Annotated in this window: 11 protein-coding genes and 1 tRNA gene; 5 read left to right on the top strand and 7 right to left on the bottom strand. The window is 73.8% G+C overall.

Going from position 1 to position 14,140, the window contains the following annotated elements; translation table 11 throughout:
• Positions 1-95: 95 nt before the first annotated feature.
• The 3 genes from ACZ4TG_RS19615 to ACZ4TG_RS19605 all read right to left on the bottom strand — a co-directional run bounded on the left by ACZ4TG_RS19615 (position 96) and on the right by ACZ4TG_RS19605 (position 2,837).
• Entirely contained in the window at positions 96-1,073 is a 978-nt protein-coding gene (locus ACZ4TG_RS19615) for a ribose-phosphate diphosphokinase (protein WP_030716976.1), read from the bottom strand.
• Positions 1,074-1,207: 134 nt separating this feature from the next.
• Complete coding sequence (gene glmU, locus ACZ4TG_RS19610; RefSeq protein WP_468164360.1) at positions 1,208-2,656, bottom strand: bifunctional UDP-N-acetylglucosamine diphosphorylase/glucosamine-1-phosphate N-acetyltransferase GlmU; 1,449 nt, start codon at positions 2,654-2,656, stop codon at positions 1,208-1,210.
• Between the two features lie 105 nt (positions 2,657-2,761).
• Positions 2,762-2,837 (bottom strand) — tRNA-Gln (locus ACZ4TG_RS19605).
• 178 nt (positions 2,838-3,015) lie between these two features.
• Between ACZ4TG_RS19605 and ACZ4TG_RS19600 the strand changes: the two genes are divergently transcribed.
• Complete coding sequence (locus ACZ4TG_RS19600) at positions 3,016-4,305, top strand: sensor histidine kinase (RefSeq protein ID WP_468164357.1); 1,290 nt, start codon at positions 3,016-3,018, stop codon at positions 4,303-4,305.
• A 90-nt stretch (positions 4,306-4,395) separates the two neighbouring features.
• Here the strand turns inward: ACZ4TG_RS19600 and ACZ4TG_RS19595 are convergent, their stop codons facing one another.
• Both ACZ4TG_RS19595 and ACZ4TG_RS19590 read right to left on the bottom strand, forming a co-directional pair.
• Positions 4,396-4,908, bottom strand: a complete 513-nt coding sequence (locus ACZ4TG_RS19595) for an SUKH-3 domain-containing protein (protein ID WP_468164355.1) — start codon at positions 4,906-4,908, stop codon at positions 4,396-4,398.
• A 5-nt stretch (positions 4,909-4,913) separates the two neighbouring features.
• Positions 4,914-5,444 (bottom strand): YwqJ-related putative deaminase, encoded by a 531-nt coding sequence (locus ACZ4TG_RS19590; RefSeq protein WP_468164353.1) that lies wholly within the window; start codon positions 5,442-5,444, stop codon positions 4,914-4,916.
• A 242-nt stretch (positions 5,445-5,686) separates the two neighbouring features.
• Between ACZ4TG_RS19590 and ACZ4TG_RS19585 the strand changes: the two genes are divergently transcribed.
• The 3 genes from ACZ4TG_RS19585 to ACZ4TG_RS19575 all read left to right on the top strand — a co-directional run bounded on the left by ACZ4TG_RS19585 (position 5,687) and on the right by ACZ4TG_RS19575 (position 10,270).
• Positions 5,687-6,682, top strand: coding sequence for an SMI1/KNR4 family protein (locus tag ACZ4TG_RS19585; RefSeq protein ID WP_468164351.1), 996 nt, complete (start codon positions 5,687-5,689; stop codon positions 6,680-6,682).
• 7 nt (positions 6,683-6,689) lie between these two features.
• On the top strand, positions 6,690-9,248 hold the full coding sequence (locus ACZ4TG_RS19580) for an SUKH-4 family immunity protein (RefSeq protein ID WP_468164349.1): 2,559 nt from the start codon (positions 6,690-6,692) through the stop codon (positions 9,246-9,248).
• A 125-nt stretch (positions 9,249-9,373) separates the two neighbouring features.
• A complete protein-coding gene (locus ACZ4TG_RS19575) occupies positions 9,374-10,270 on the top strand; it encodes a cellulose-binding protein (protein ID WP_468164347.1) in 897 nt (298 codons plus the stop codon).
• A 611-nt stretch (positions 10,271-10,881) separates the two neighbouring features.
• On the opposite strand, the gene ACZ4TG_RS19570 is transcribed toward ACZ4TG_RS19575, so the two are convergent.
• Complete coding sequence (locus ACZ4TG_RS19570; protein WP_468164345.1) at positions 10,882-11,745, bottom strand: alpha/beta fold hydrolase; 864 nt, start codon at positions 11,743-11,745, stop codon at positions 10,882-10,884.
• 81 nt (positions 11,746-11,826) lie between these two features.
• Here ACZ4TG_RS19570 and ACZ4TG_RS19565 point away from each other — a divergent pair, with 81 nt between their 5' ends.
• A complete protein-coding gene (locus ACZ4TG_RS19565) occupies positions 11,827-12,390 on the top strand; it encodes a CGNR zinc finger domain-containing protein (RefSeq protein ID WP_468164343.1) in 564 nt (187 codons plus the stop codon).
• A gap of 849 nt (positions 12,391-13,239) precedes the next feature.
• Here ACZ4TG_RS19565 and ACZ4TG_RS19560 read toward each other — a convergent pair.
• Entirely contained in the window at positions 13,240-14,124 is an 885-nt protein-coding gene (locus tag ACZ4TG_RS19560) for a hypothetical protein (protein WP_468164341.1), read from the bottom strand.
• Positions 14,125-14,140 lie beyond the last annotated feature (16 nt).

The following is a 14,140-nucleotide window of genomic DNA, read 5'->3' as shown; positions in this document are numbered from 1 at the left end:
CCTCCCTCGCCGAGCAACTCATGGAGTGTACCCGGCGGGGGAGGCCGTACCCAAAAGGATCTACCGCGGAGCGGCTGCCGCTCCTGGCGCGTCCGCTACTGCTGCTCTTCGAACAGGCTCGTGACCGAACCGTCCTCGAACACCTCGCGCACCGCGCGGGCGATCATCGGGGCGATCGACAGCACCGTGATCTTGTCGAGCTCCAGGTCCGACGGGTCCGGCAGGGTGTTCGTGAAGACGAACTCGCTGACCTTGGAGTTCTTCAGGCGGTCGGCCGCCGGGCCCGACAGGATGCCGTGCGTGGCCGTCACGATGACGTCCTCCGCGCCGTGCGCGAACAGCGCGTCGGCCGCGGCACAGATGGTGCCACCGGTGTCGATCATGTCGTCGACCAGGACGCAGACGCGGCCCTTGACCTCACCGACGACCTCGTGGACGGTCACCTGGTTGGCGACGTCCTTGTCGCGGCGCTTGTGCACGATCGCCAGCGGCGCGTCCAGACGGTCGCACCAGCGGTCGGCCACGCGCACGCGGCCGGCGTCCGGGGAGACGATCGTCAGCTTCGTACGGTCCACCTTGGCGCCGACGTAGTCCGCGAGGACGTTGAGGGCCGAGAGGTGGTCCACCGGGCCGTCGAAGAAGCCCTGGATCTGGTCCGTGTGCAGGTCGACCGTGAGGATGCGGTCCGCACCCGCGGTCTTCAGCAGATCGGCGACCAGGCGGGCCGAGATCGGCTCGCGGCCCTTGTGCTTCTTGTCCTGGCGGGCGTACCCGTAGGACGGGACGATCACGGTGATGGAGCGTGCCGACGCGCGCTTCAGTGCGTCGATCATGATCAGCTGCTCCATGATCCACTTGTTGATCGGAGCCGTGTGGCTCTGGATCAGGAAGCAGTCCGCGCCACGAGCCGACTCCTGGAAGCGGACGTAGATCTCACCGTTCGCGAAGTCGAAAGCCTTGGTCGGCACGAGGCCGACTCCCAGCTGGTGTGCGACCTCCTCGGCCAGCTCGGGGTGGGCGCGGCCGGAGAAGAGCATCAGCTTCTTCTCGCCGGTCGTCTTGATCCCGGTCACAGCACTGTCTCCTCAGACGTGTGGAAAGCTGCTCGCCCCCGTGTGCGTCCGTCCCGCACACGGTGAGCCAGCCGAATTGCGTGCACCTATCACGGTACGCCGTCCCGGGCGTACCTGTTTCCGGTCAGTTCACCTCAACGGCGGTCGGAGTCCTCCTGGACCACCGACTGCGCCGCCGTCGCCGAGGCGCTTCCCGGACGCTTGCGGGCCACCCAGCCCTCGATATTCCGCTGCTGGCCACGGGCCACGGCCAGCGCGCCGGGAGGCACGTCCTTGGTGATCACCGAGCCCGCCGCGGTGTACGCGCCGTCCCCGATCGTGACGGGCGCCACAAACATGTTGTCCGAGCCCGTCTTGCAGTGTGAGCCGATCGTCGTGTGGTGCTTGTGCTCACCGTCGTAGTTCACGAACACGCTCGCCGCGCCGATGTTCGTGTACTCGCCGATCGTCGCGTCACCCACGTACGAAAGGTGCGGCACCTTCGTGCCCTCGCCGATCGTCGCGTTCTTCATCTCCACGTACGTACCGGCCTTGGCCTTCAGGCCCAGGTTCGTCCCCGGACGCAGGTACGCGAACGGGCCCACCGACGCCGACTCGCCGATCACGGCCGTGTCCGCCACCGTGTTGTCCACCCGCGCCCGCGGGCCGACCTGCGTGTCCTTGAGCCGGGTGTTGGGGCCGACCTCCGCCTCCTGCCCGATGTGCGTGTCGCCCAGGAGCTGCGTGCCCGGGTGGACGACCGCGTCCTGCCCGAAGGTGACCGTCACGTCGACCAGCGTGCTGGCCGGGTCGACCACCGTCACCCCGGCGAGCATCGCGCGCTCCAGCAGCCGCGCGTTCAGCAGCGCCCGCGCCTCCGCGAGCTGTACGCGGTTGTTGATCCCGAGGATCTGGCGGTGGTCCGCGCCCGCGGCCGCGCCGACGCGGTGGCCGGCCTCGCGCAGGATGCCGAGGACGTCGGTGAGGTACTCCTCGCCCTGGCTGTTGTCCGTACGGACCTTGCCGAGCGCGTCGCTCAGCAGGGCCCCGTCGAAGGCGAAGACCCCGGAGTTGATCTCACGGATCGCGCGCTGCGCCTCGGTGGCGTCCTTGTGCTCGACGATCGCGGTGACGGCGCCGGTGTCCGCGTCGCGGACGATGCGGCCGTAGCCGGTGGAGTCCGGCACCTCGGCGGTGAGCACGGTGACGGCGTTGCCGTCGGCCTCGTGCGCGGCGGTCAGCCGGCCGAGGGTCTCGCCGGTCAGCAGCGGGGTGTCGCCGCAGACGACGACCACGGTCCCGGTGACCTCGCCGCCGAGCTCTTCGAGGGCCATCCGGACGGCGTGCCCGGTGCCGTTCTGCTCGTACTGGACGGCGGTGCGGACGTCCGCGTCGATCCCGGCGAGATGCGCGGTCACCTGCTCGCGCGCGTGGCCGACGACGACCACGAGGTGCGCGGGGTCCAGCTCGCGGGAGGCGGCGACGACGTGACCGACGAGCGAGCGCCCGCAGATCTCGTGCAGAACCTTGGGAGTGGCCGACTTCATGCGGGTGCCTTCACCCGCTGCGAGTACGACGACGGCTGCCGGGCGGGTTGCGCTCACGGGTGGGCCCTTCGGCTTCGGGGGTGGACCCGTGAAGGATAGCGGGGGCGCCGCCCCCGGAAACGAAGCCGGGTCCCGACCTTGACGGTCGAGACCCTGGTGGTGTGGCTCCCCCGTCAGGACTCGAACCCGAACCTAATGGCACCAAAAGCCACTGTGCTGCCAATTACACTACGGGGGATAATTTGCGACCAAACCGGACATCAAGTCCCGGTGATCCGGTCGACGGCACCTACTATGCCGCACCAAGTGCCCTCGATGCGACGGTACAAGGCGCAACCGGCGGACACCCGGACCATCGACCGGCCGGTCCGTCGGGGCCCGCCCCCGCGCCAGAGCCGCTGCGTACGCTGGACGGCATGACCAGTACGGGGGAAGAGCGGGGCGGGACCGGGCGGGACGGACCCTGGTGGTGGGAGAAGCGGCGCAGTGCCGCGCTGGACGTGGGGCTCGGCGTGGTGTCCGCCGTCGAGTGCGCCTTCGAGGGGGTGCCCTCCGCCCGCGAGGCCGGGCTGCCCGTGGTGCTCGGGGTGCTGTTCGGGGCCGTGGTGGGGGCCGTGCTCGTGCTGCGGCGGCGCTGGCCGATCGCCGTGGTGCTGGTGGGGATCGCCGTGACCCCGGCCGCGGTGGGGTTCCTGCTCGGGGTGGTGGGGCTGTACACGCTGGCCTCCTCCGACGTGCCCCGACGGATCACGGCCACGCTGACCTCGATGTCGCTGGCCGGCACCTTCATCGTGATGTACCTGCGCACCCGGGGGGACATCGAGGCCGACGGGACGCTCGTGGTCGTGCTGTCCGTGTTCGTCGCGGTGGCCCTGACCGTGCCGCCGGTGCTCCTCGGCCTGTACATCGGAGCGCGGCGCAGGCTGATGGAGAGCCTTCAGGAGCGGGCGGACTCGCTGGAGCGGGAGCTGACGCTGCTGGCCGACCGGGCGGAGGAGCGGGCCGAGTGGGCCCGTACGGAGGAGCGGACGCGGATCGCGCGCGAGATGCACGACGTGGTGGCCCACCGGGTGTCGCTGATGGTGGTGCACGCGGCGGCGCTGGAGGCGGTCGCGGTGAAGGACCCGGGCAAGGCCGTGCGCAACGCCGCGTTGGTCGGGGACATGGGCCGGCAGGCGCTGACCGAGCTGCGGGAGATGCTCGGCGTGCTGCGCGCCGAGGCGCCGAAGCCGGCCGCCTCCCCTTCCGCGGCCCCTTCCTCGGCCCCTTCCGCCGTACGGGCGGTGGCGCTCGTCGGGAGCTTCGAGGACGGGCCCTCGCTGGCCGAGCTGGAGGTGCTGGTCGGGCAGTCCCGGGCGGCGGGGATGGCCGTGGAGCTGGACGTGCGGGGCGAGCGGGCCGGGTATCCGGCGGAGGTGGAGCAGACGGCGTACCGGGTGGTGCAGGAGGCGCTGACCAACTGCCACAAGCACGCGCCGGGCGCGCGGGTCGTCGTACGGCTGGCCCACCGGGAGGGGGAGGTGGCGATGCAGGTGGAGAACGGGCCGTGCGACGGGAACTCCGCGGAGCACCGGCTGCCGAGCGGGGGGAACGGGCTCGTGGGGATGCGGGAGCGGGTGCTCGGGCTCGGCGGCGTGTTCGTGTCGGGGCCGACGGACGAGGGCGGCTTCCGGGTGTCGGCGGTGCTGCCGGGCGCGCGGGGATAGGGGTACGCGGCCGCGGCCCGGCGGGGCTCTTGCGGTCGGTCGGCCCGGGTGCGGCGGTCTCCGGAAGCCGGGAGCGGCTTCCGGAGCCGGTCAGCCGGTGGTGAGGCGGGCCGGCTGGAGGCCGGTCAGGAGCAGCGTGAGGGCTTCGTCGAGGCTCCCGCCGAGGTACCAGTCGCCGGTGTGGTCGATGCCGTAGACGCGGCCCTGGCGGTCGATGGCCAGGTGCGAGTCGCCGTCCGCGTCGACGCCGAGCGGGCTGAGCTCGGTGGACAGGGCGCGGCCGAGGTCCGCGAAGGTGCGGGCCAGGTGAAGGCCCGTCAGCGGGTCCAGGCGGACCGGGGTGGGCGCTATCTGCCGGCCCGGCCCGGGGCCGGTGACGGTGAGCCCGCCGAACTCGGCCCAGGCCTCGACGGCGGCCGGGAAGACGGTGTGGCGGTGTCCGCCGGGCGTGACGTGGTCGCGGAGCGCGTCGGCCCAGTATTCGGCCTGCTTGATGTCCCAGCGGCCGGGCTCCCAGCCCGCGGTGCGCAGCGCCGAGTCGACGGGGCCGGGGAAGCGGGTGGCCGAGGAGCGGTCGTAGGAGGCGGAGGAGGGGGTGCTCATGGCGGCTACTCGGAGTGGGTGAGGTCGACGGAACGTACGCCGAAGTGGACGAGGAGGGCGTCGCAGGAGCGGCAGGGGGGTGCGTAGCTGCCGTGCAGCGGGTCGCCGTCCTCGCGGATGCGCCGGGCGGTGATCCTGGCGTGCTTGAGGGAGCGGCGGGCCTCGCTGGGCGTGAGGGGCTTGCGGGAGGCGCGCTTGCTGCGGGAGCCCTCGACCCCGGTGAGGTGGCGGGAGAGGAGTATCGCTTCGGGACATCGGCCGGTGAAGCGTTCCCGCTGGCCGCTGGTGAGGGTGTCGAGGAAGTCCTGGACGAGCGGGTGCAGCACGGGCGGCTGGTCGGCCTTGCCCGCGGTGCCGGTGAGGGTTTCGCCGCGTACGGACAGGGCTGCGGCGACGGTGGGGAGGATGCCGTCCCGGCGGAAGCGGAGCACGGGGACGGCCCGGCCCTCGGTGCTGCTCCAGCGCAGGCGGGGGTCGCCGGCCGGGCCGTTTTCCGTCGGTTCCGTACGGTCTGTGCGTGTTGCGGTGTTCTGCATGGTCGCGCCTTCCCTCCCGTGGCGGCGGTGGTGGCCGCTGTCGCGCACGCCCCCGTGCTGCGGGGACAGCCTGTCAAATGTGCCCTGTCGTGTGGAAGCGGGGTCGAATATTCGTATCAATTCGGATCTTCCCGGCCACCGCGCGGGTGCGCGGCGGGCGGGCCGCTCCGCCCGCGGGTGAGGCCCTTGCCGGAGCACATAGGCTGTGGTGAACCAGCCAGATCCAGCAGGGGGCTACCGCCATGACGACAGGTCGGCTCGGGCAGCAGGCCGCGCCACCCAACGCCGCGTACTCGGGGCAGGTCGTGCACTTCCCGGACCCCGTCCGGGCCGCTCGGCATCCCCACGGAGTGCGGATGAGCGGCGAGGGGCATCCCGATTTCTCGCGGTACGCGCGCGCTGCGGTCGAGATCGCCGAGCCCCCGGAGGGCTTCGGCGTGGACGAGCTGCGCCTGACGGACTACGTCTCCGCCAACGCGGCGATGCGGGCCGCCGGGCACGAGCTGTGGGACACCGTCGGCGCGGTGGCGACCCCGCACGGCTGGACCTGGCACCACGTGGCCGGCTCGCGCCGGATGGAGCTGGTCCCCGTCGAGGTCAAGGCGCTGTTGCGGCACCACGCCGGTCTGGCGACCGCACCCGTGGACCACGACAAGCGCGGTACGCGGCCGCTCCAGGAGCTGCGCCCCGCGCACATGGGGCTGCCCAAGACCGTGGTGTCGGTGTCCGAGCAGCAGGTGCAGGGCGTCGAGGAGGACCTCGGCTACCGGCTGCCGGAGGCGTACCGCTCGTTCCTCAAGGCCGCGGGCGGCTGCGCGCCGGTGGGCGCCGGGCTGGACGTGGAGCTGGGGCTGCTGGTGGACCAGCCGTTCTTCACGGTGCGCGAGGAGGCGGCGGTCAACGACCTCGTCTACGTCAACAAGTGTCTGCGGGACCACCTGACGAAGGACTACCTGTGCGTGGCCTTCGTACAGGGCGGGCTGCTCGCGGTGAAGGTGAAGGGTGAGGGGATCGGCTCCGTGTGGTTCTCCCCGTACGACGACGCACGCGACCGGGACGGCTGGTCGGTGCAGGAGCGCGTGGAGCGGCTGTTGCTGCCGTGCGGTGCCGATTTCGACGCCTTTCTTGAGCGCTTGGCGGGTAACCCGCCGGAGCTGGAGACGGTGGCCGGTCTGATGGTGGACGGCGGATTCGCACGCTCGGTTCCCGTGGCGGGTTCCGCTCCGGTGGAGGGGTGACGGCGCGATGGTGACGTTTGCGCAGGCGCAGGAGCGCGCCGAGGAATGGATCAACGGGGACGTGCCCGCGTACCAGCACCGTGAGGTGCGGGTACGGGAGTTCGGGCTCGGCTTCGTGGTGTGGGCGGAGGACCGCGCGGCCGGTCCGGTGTCCGGTGGCGGACGGCAGCGGCTCGTCATCGCGCGGGACAGCGGCGAGGTGACGCTGTGGCCGGGGCTGCCGGTGGGCGAGGTGATCCGGCGGTACGAGGAGGAGTACGGGGCCGCGGCCGCGCCGGCGGCTGCCGAGGCCTCGGTTCCGCCGCCGCGGATCGACTCGGAGCAGACGTCGTTCATGCTCAGTCCGCCCGGGTGGCTCCAGGCGGCCGCGGACCGGGCGGGGATTCCCGGGGGTTCGGCGCCTGCCGCTCCGGCGCCTGCCGCTCAGGCTCCGGCGCCCGCCGCTCCGGCGCCGGCTCCGGCCGATGCTCCGGCCGACGCCGTGCCGTTGCGGCGCGGGGGCGAGGTGCCGTACGAGCCGACCGCCAACGACAGGGTTCCGTCCGGGGCCACGCCCTGGGCCGGGACCGATGTGAACTCCGGTGCGGACGAGGGTTCCGTACCGCTGCCCGCGACGGTGTTCGCGCCGCCGCTCTCCGGCTCCGACCTGGAGGAGGCCTCCTCGACGCCGTCCGGGGTGGCCCCGGAGGCGAAGACCACGCTGATGGCGGGCGGCAGCCAGCTGCCGAGGACCACCGTCGCGCCGGTGCTGGGGCACGAGCCCGGGCAGGGCCAGGGGCCCGGGCAGCCGCAGGGTCCCGGGCAGGGCCCCGCAGGTCAGGGCGCGGACGCGGGCAACATCGCCGACGCGCCGACGAGCAAGGCCCAGGTCTCGCGGCCCGGTGCGCCGGCGACCCCGCCGGGGCCGCCCGGTGCGCCGACGCCGCCCGGGCCTCCCGGTGCTCCGGGTGCGCCCGGTGGCGGGCTCGACCATGCGGCGACGATGCTCGCGGGTCCGGGTGTGCCGCAGCCGCCCGGTCCGCCGGGTGTGCCTGGTGCGCCCACGCCGCCCGGTCCGCCCGGTGCGCCGACGCCTCCCGGGCCTCCCGGTGCTCCGGGTGCGCCCGGTGGTGGGCTCGACCATGCCGCGACGATGCTGGCCGGCCCCGCGATGGTGCAGCCGCCCAGGCCTCCGGGTGCGCCCGGTGCGCCGACGCCCCCCGGTCCGCCGGGGGCTCCCGGTGCTCCTGCGGCTCCCGGTGGCGGTGCGCATCACGCCGCGACGATGCTGGCGGGTCCCGGTGTGCCGCAGCCGCCCGGTCCGCCGGGTGCGCCTGGTGCTCCGGGTGTGCCTGGTGCGCCGACGCCTCCCGGGCCTCCCGGTGCTCCGGGTGCGCCCGGTGGTGGGCTCGACCACGCCGCGACGATGCTGGCCGGCCCCGCGATGGTCCAGCCGCCCGGGCCCCCCGGCGCGCCGACCCCTCCCGGGCCTCCCGGTGGCGGGGCGCACCACGCCGCGACGATGCTCGCGGGTCCCGGCGTACCCCAGCCGCCCGGGCCTCCCGGTCCGGCGCCGCAGCACATGGCTCCGCCCCCGGCCCAGTCCGGCGCGCCCACGGTCGGCCCCGGCTACCAGGCCGTACTGCGCTACCGCGCGGCCGACGGCTCCGAGCAGCAGCTGATCCGCCGCTCGGCGCCCGGTACCCCGCACCCCGAGTGGCAGATCCTGCACGAGCTGCGCGCCATGAACGTGGCGCCGCAGCAGGTGCTGGAGCTGCACACCGAGCTGGCGTCCTGTGAGCTGCCCGGCGGCTACTGCGCGCGGATGATCCGGGAGACCTGGCCGCAGGTCCGGATCACGAGCGTGGCCCCGTACGGCACCGACCACGGCAGCCGTCAGCAGGGCATGCGCCACCTCATCACCCACCAGAGCGAACTCCACCAGGTCGCGGACGGCCCGGCGCGCCCCGCTCCGGTCCGGGCGCCGCTTCCGCAGGTCCCGCTGCAGCCGGCGATCCCGCTGGACGCGATCGCGCAGGAGCTGGCGGGGGCGTTCGGCCCGCAGGGCGTGTTCCGCTTCGACCAGCGGGCGGTGTCCCGTCAGGGCGTGCCGGAGATCGTGGCGCAGACCCTGATGTGGTCGGGTCTGCCGGTGGACTTCGGGCCGTTCTTCTGGGCGCAGGCCGTGCCCGGTCAGCCGGTTCCGACGCTGGCCGAGATGGCCGCGCAGCGGCAGGTGCAGCCGGCGTCCGACGCGGGCTCGTACCTCGTCGTGGGCAGCGACTTCGGCAAGGCGCTCTGCGTGCAGTACGGGACGGCGCACATAGTGGCGGTCCCGGTGGAGGCCGGGCCGGGCGGGGCACCGGTGCCCCCGCAGTTCGTGAACTCCAGCCTGCCGCAGTTCGTGCGGTCGCTGGCGATGCTGGGTCACATGTGGCGGCTGCGCCAGCATCTGACGCCGGAGCAGGCCGGCCGCTGGACCGTCGATTTCCAGACGAATCTGGCAGGGCTCGACAGCGCGGCACTTGCCTCGCCGGAGAGCTGGTGGTCGGTGCTGCTGGAACAGATGTGGGACGGACTTCTCTGACCCCACAGGTCGGTGTGAATGGCCGGGCCGGAACCCTCGAACGGGGTACCGGCCCGGCCATTCCGGCTTCTGCTCGCAAATAACGCATCCTTGACAGGAATCCCCGCGAGAGAGGCGCTTCCAGGATGAGTGCACCCATGTCACCTCACGGACCCAAGGGTTTGGCGACCGTGCGCGGTCGCGGTTACCGGATGGAAGAGGTCGACCGGTATCTCGCGAGGCTGTCGGGCAGCCGGGACGAGGCCTGGGAACGGGTGGCACGGCTCACCGTCCTCGCGAAGCAGATGGAGGCGGAGGCGGAGCGGCTGCGCGGGGCGGTGGCCGCGCTGGCCCCGCAGACGTACGACGAGCTGAGCGAGCGCGCCCGGCGGATCCTGCTGCTCGCGGAGGAGGAGGCGGACTCGCTGCGGACGGACGCGCGGGTGGACGCCTCCACGACCCAGGGCGCGGCCGAGGCCCACGCCGACCGGGTCGCCGAACTGGCCAGGCAGGACGCGGAGGCGGTGCGCGAGCAGACCGAGGTCCGGGCGCGGCAGGGCCTGTTGCGGGCCCAGCGGGAGGCGGACGACTGCCGGACGGAGGCCCGCGACGACGCGGCGGGCTGGCGGGCCGAGGCGCAGGCGGCCCTGGTCGAGACGCGCCGCCGGGCGGAGACGCTGCTGGCCGACCGCGAGCAGGAGCAGGCGGAGCGCTGGGAGGCGGCCGAACGCGACCTGGCGGCGCGGGAGGCGGAACTGGAGGCGCGGCACGCCGAACTGGAACGCCACGCCGACGGCCGGCTGGCGGAGGCGCGGCGGGCCTTCGCCGAGGCCGAGGAGTCGGCGCGGCACGGGCAGGAGGACGCGGAGGCGCGGGCGGCGGAGCTGATCGCGGCGGCACGGGTGCAGGAGGAACGGACGGGCCGGGAGACGGACCGGGTCCTGCGGGAGCACGCGGAGGCGCAGGAGGAGATGCGGGCGCACATGAGCCACGTCAGGTCGAGCCTGGCGGCGCTGACGGGGCGGGCGGCGGCGGAGGGCTGACCGGTGCCCTGGCCGGGCGTTTGACGGGGTCGGGGTGTCCCCGTGGCCCCTGCCGTTGCCCTGGCCGGGCCGTTGGTCGGGGTTCGGTTGCCCCCTGCGGGGCGGGGTTTTGTTTGCGGCTCGGCTGCCGGTGCCCTGGCCGGGCGGGGGACGGGGTTCGGGTTGCCCCTGCCCTGGCCGGGCGGGGGTCGGGCTGCCCCTGCGGGGCCGGGCCCGATTGCAGCTCGGCTGCTGCGGGGCGCCTCAAGCGCCGGCCGTTGCCCTGGCCGGGCGGTTGAGTTGGTCGCCTGCGGCGCCGTTGCTTCCGGCCCCGGGCTGCGCCCGGGCGCCTCAAGCGCCGGCGGGGCTGGGTTTGGCTGCGGGTTGGGCGGGGTGCCGGTGGCGCCGGCGGGGCTGGGTTTGGCTGCGGGTTGGGCGGGGTGCCGGGGGCGGCGCCGGGGTGGGGTGTGGTCCGGGGCGGGCATGATTTATGGCGCCCGATCCGGGTCCCCAGTCGCTGGGCGGGCGGGGCGCCAACAAATCACGTTTTAGCTCCGGACGACACCCCACCCCGTCCCCGCCCCCGGCTGCGCAGCCCAGCCCCTGCGGTGGGGGGAATGACACCTGGTCGGTCAGGGGAGCTTGGAGAGGAAGGTGGTGATCAGGGGGGTGATTTCGGGGAGGTGGGTTTCCAGGGCGAAGTGGCCCGCGCCCTCGAAGACGTGTACCTCGGCGGCCGGGGCGTCCCGCAGGTAGGCCTTGGCGCCGGCCGGGGTGAAGAAGGGGTCGCCCGCGCCCCAGACGACCAGCACCGGTACTCCCGCCGACCGCAGCCACGCCTGCCAGTCCGGGTAGTGGGCGAAGTTCGAGGCGTAGTCGAAGGCCAGGTCGGCCTGGGCGTCGGCGCGCCCCGGCAGGCCGAGGTAGTGGACGTCCAGGGTCCAGCTGTCCGGCGAGATCAGGCTGGTGTCCGCGACCCCGGTCTCGTACTGGAAGCGGGTCCCCTCCAGGCCGAAGAGCCCCCGGACGCGTTCCTCGTCGCCCGGCACGTCGCGCCGCAGCCCCGCGAACTCCCGGGCCGCGTCCGACAGTCCCTCCTCGTACGCGTTGCCGTTCTGCACGATCAGGCCCGTCACCCGCTCCGGCCGGCGCGTGGCCAGCCGCAGCCCGACGGGGGCGCCGAAGTCGAAGACGTACAGCGCGAAGCGGTCCAGCCCGAGGGCGTCGGTGAAGCCCTCCACGATGTCCGCGAGCCGGTCGAAGGAGTACGTGAACCCCTGGGGGGTCTCGGTCCGCCCGAAGCCGGGGTAGTCGGGGGCGATGAGCCGGTACGGAGTGCCGCCGAGGGCGTCCATCAGGCGGGCGAACTGGTGGGAGGAGGTCGGGAAGCCGTGCAGGAGCAGCAACACGGGGGCGTCGGCGGGGCCGCTCTCGCGGTAGGCGACGGTGACGCCGTCCACGTCGACGGTCCGGTGCTGGATGCGGTGGGCGGTCATCACATGCCTCCTGGGGTCTTGGTGGCATTAGTCTTGATCAGGATTGGTAATGGGTCAAGGGGGTTGGGTAGCATTAGGTCTGTGACAGTGAACTTTCCGCTCATCGGCGAGCCCCTGGCCCTCGACCTGCTGAACACCCGCCCTGCCGAGGGGGACCTCATCGCCGACCCGGCGGGCCTGGCGGCCTGGCTCGCGGAGCAGTCCGGGCGGCTGGGGCCGGTCGTCGGGGAGGTGGGGGAGGCCGAGGTGGCTGCCGTGCGGGCGGTACGGGAGGCGGCGGGCGTCGCGCTGGCCGCCGTGCGGGGTGGTGAGCGGCCGCCGTCCGCCGCGCTGCGGGTGCTGAACTCCGCCATGGCGGGCGCCCCCGCGCACCACGAGCTGTCCTGGACCCCCGAGTCGGGCCTGACGTCCGCACCGCACCGCCCGGGCGCCGGGCGCCTGGCGGCGGAGCTGGCCGAGGCGGTGGCGCAGCTGCTGACCGGGCCGCGGGTGGGGGAGGTGCGGGAGTGCGAGGGGGCGGGCTGCGTGCTGCTGTTCCTCCCGGTGCACCCGCGCAGGCGGTGGTGCGTGGCCGGCGTATGCGGCAACCGGGCGCGGGTGGCGCGGCACTACGCCCGTCGCCGGGGCCCTGGCCGGGTCGTTTGACGGGGTCCGGGCTGCCGTTGCCCTGGCCGGGCGGGGGTGGGGTTCGGGTTGCCCCCCTGCGGGGCGGGATCAGGTTTGCAGCTCGGCTGCCGTTGCCCTGGCCGGGCGGTTGAGCTGGTCGCCTGCGGCGCCGTCGCTTCCGGCCCCGGGCTGCGCCCGGGCGCCTCAAGCGCCGGCGGGGCTGGGTTTGGCTGCGGCCTGGGCGGGGTGCCGGTGGCGCCGGCGGGGCTGGGTTTGGCTGCGGTCTGGGCGGGGTGCCGGGGGCGCCGCCGGGGTGGGGTGTGGTCCGGGGCGGGCATGATTTATGGCGCCCCAGCCGAGTCCCCAGTGGCCGGGCGGTACAGGGCGCCAACAAATCACGTTTTAGCCCCGGACAACACCCCACCCCGACACCGCCCCCGCCCACGAAGCCCAACCCCCACGGTAGGGGGACAGTTATCCGACCACCGGGGTCGGTGACGGGTCCGGGGTGGGGTGTCGACCGGGGCTAAAACGTGATTTGTGGCGCAGAGAGGCCCGAACTTCAAGGTCCGGAACGGGCGCCATAAATCATGCCCGCCCCGGACGACACCCCACCCCGGACACGGCACCGACCCACCACCCCAGCCCCGCCGGCGCTTGAGGCGACACGCAGCAGCCGAGCTGCAAACCGACCCGGCCCGGCACGGGACAGCCCGAACCCCGCCACCCGCCCGGCCAGGGCAACGGCAGCCGAGCTGCAAACAGGCCCGGGGCACCGGGGACACCCCGAACCCCGCCACCCGCCCGGCCAGGGCACAGGCCCGGGGTACCGGGGACACCCCGAACCCCGGAAACCGCCCGGCCAGGGCAGGGGCACCCCGGACCCCGTCACACGACCCGGCCAGGGCACGGCACCGGGCCGGGCGACCGGTCCGGGGGTGCGGGGACGCCCCGGGACTCGTCGGAAACCCGGCCAGGGTAGGGGTCGCTGCGGAGGCCCCGTGACGTCACCACCACCGTGAACGCCGGCGGGGCGGTCGGCGGGAGGGGGGCCGTCAGGGTGCCCGTCGTCGGGTCCAGCGTCGAGGGGACCACCGTGTCGTCCACCGTCACGCGGGCCCCGTCGAAGCCGCCGCCCGAGATCGTGAGGGTGCCGTCCGCGACGGTGACGTCGGTGATCACCGGGTTGGCCCGGGTGGCGAGCTTGTTCACCAGGTACGCCCCCGCCGGGGCCCCCGTCAGGGCCCAGATCTCCGTCGGGAGGTGGGGGAGGCCGGCGCCCACGTCCGACAGGAAGAAGAGCACGACGTAGAGCATCGTGATCGCGTTCAGGGCGACGTACTGGAGGTCCACCAGGTCGGTGCGGCCGCCGTCGTTCGCGATCAGTTCCCGCAGCGGCCGCCGGCCCGTGGCGGTCCGCTTCGGGGCGGGTTTGGCCATGCTGCCGTTCTCGACCCGGATCCCGACGACGGTCTTCGCCGCGATGAGCGCCACGTACGGGCCGCCGAGCAGCGGCAGGTACACCGTCGTGAGCGGGGACAGCGGGCCGTGCTCGCCCTGGAACCAGCCGGCTCCGCCGCCCGCCGTCAGTCCGTACGCGAGGATGGTGAGCAGCAGCCAGACGAGGATCACCGTCCAGGCCAGTGCCAGGGTGATGGACGTGGACAGGCGGCCGTCGCGGCCGGTGACGAAGCCCGGGTGGCGGGCGAGCCGCAGGGCGACGGGGCCGGCCAGGGCCGCCAGTAAGAGCAGTGCGAAGAGTGCGGAAGTCATCGTGTTCCCCCGGGGC

This window comes from Streptomyces sp. NPDC028314, from assembly GCF_055565795.1.
The sequence above is the reverse complement of the archived record's forward strand: the minus strand, read 5'-3'. Positions and strand labels throughout refer to the sequence as shown.

Excerpts from the sequence above, each read along its gene's own strand:
- ACZ4TG_RS19590 (WP_468164353.1), bottom strand. The coding sequence starts at position 5,444 with ATGCAGAACACCGCAACACGCACAGACCGTACGGAACCGACGGAAAAC.
- ACZ4TG_RS19570 (WP_468164345.1), bottom strand. The coding sequence starts at position 11,745 with ATGACCGCCCACCGCATCCAGCACCGGACCGTCGACGTGGACGGCGTC.
- ACZ4TG_RS19575 (WP_468164347.1), top strand. The coding sequence starts at position 9,374 with ATGAGTGCACCCATGTCACCTCACGGACCCAAGGGTTTGGCGACCGTG.
- ACZ4TG_RS19595 (WP_468164355.1), bottom strand. The coding sequence starts at position 4,908 with ATGAGCACCCCCTCCTCCGCCTCCTACGACCGCTCCTCGGCCACCCGC.
- ACZ4TG_RS19585 (WP_468164351.1), top strand. The coding sequence starts at position 5,687 with ATGACGACAGGTCGGCTCGGGCAGCAGGCCGCGCCACCCAACGCCGCG.
- ACZ4TG_RS19580 (WP_468164349.1), top strand. The coding sequence starts at position 6,690 with ATGGTGACGTTTGCGCAGGCGCAGGAGCGCGCCGAGGAATGGATCAAC.
- ACZ4TG_RS19560 (WP_468164341.1), bottom strand. The coding sequence starts at position 14,124 with ATGACTTCCGCACTCTTCGCACTGCTCTTACTGGCGGCCCTGGCCGGC.
- ACZ4TG_RS19600 (WP_468164357.1), top strand. The coding sequence starts at position 3,016 with ATGACCAGTACGGGGGAAGAGCGGGGCGGGACCGGGCGGGACGGACCC.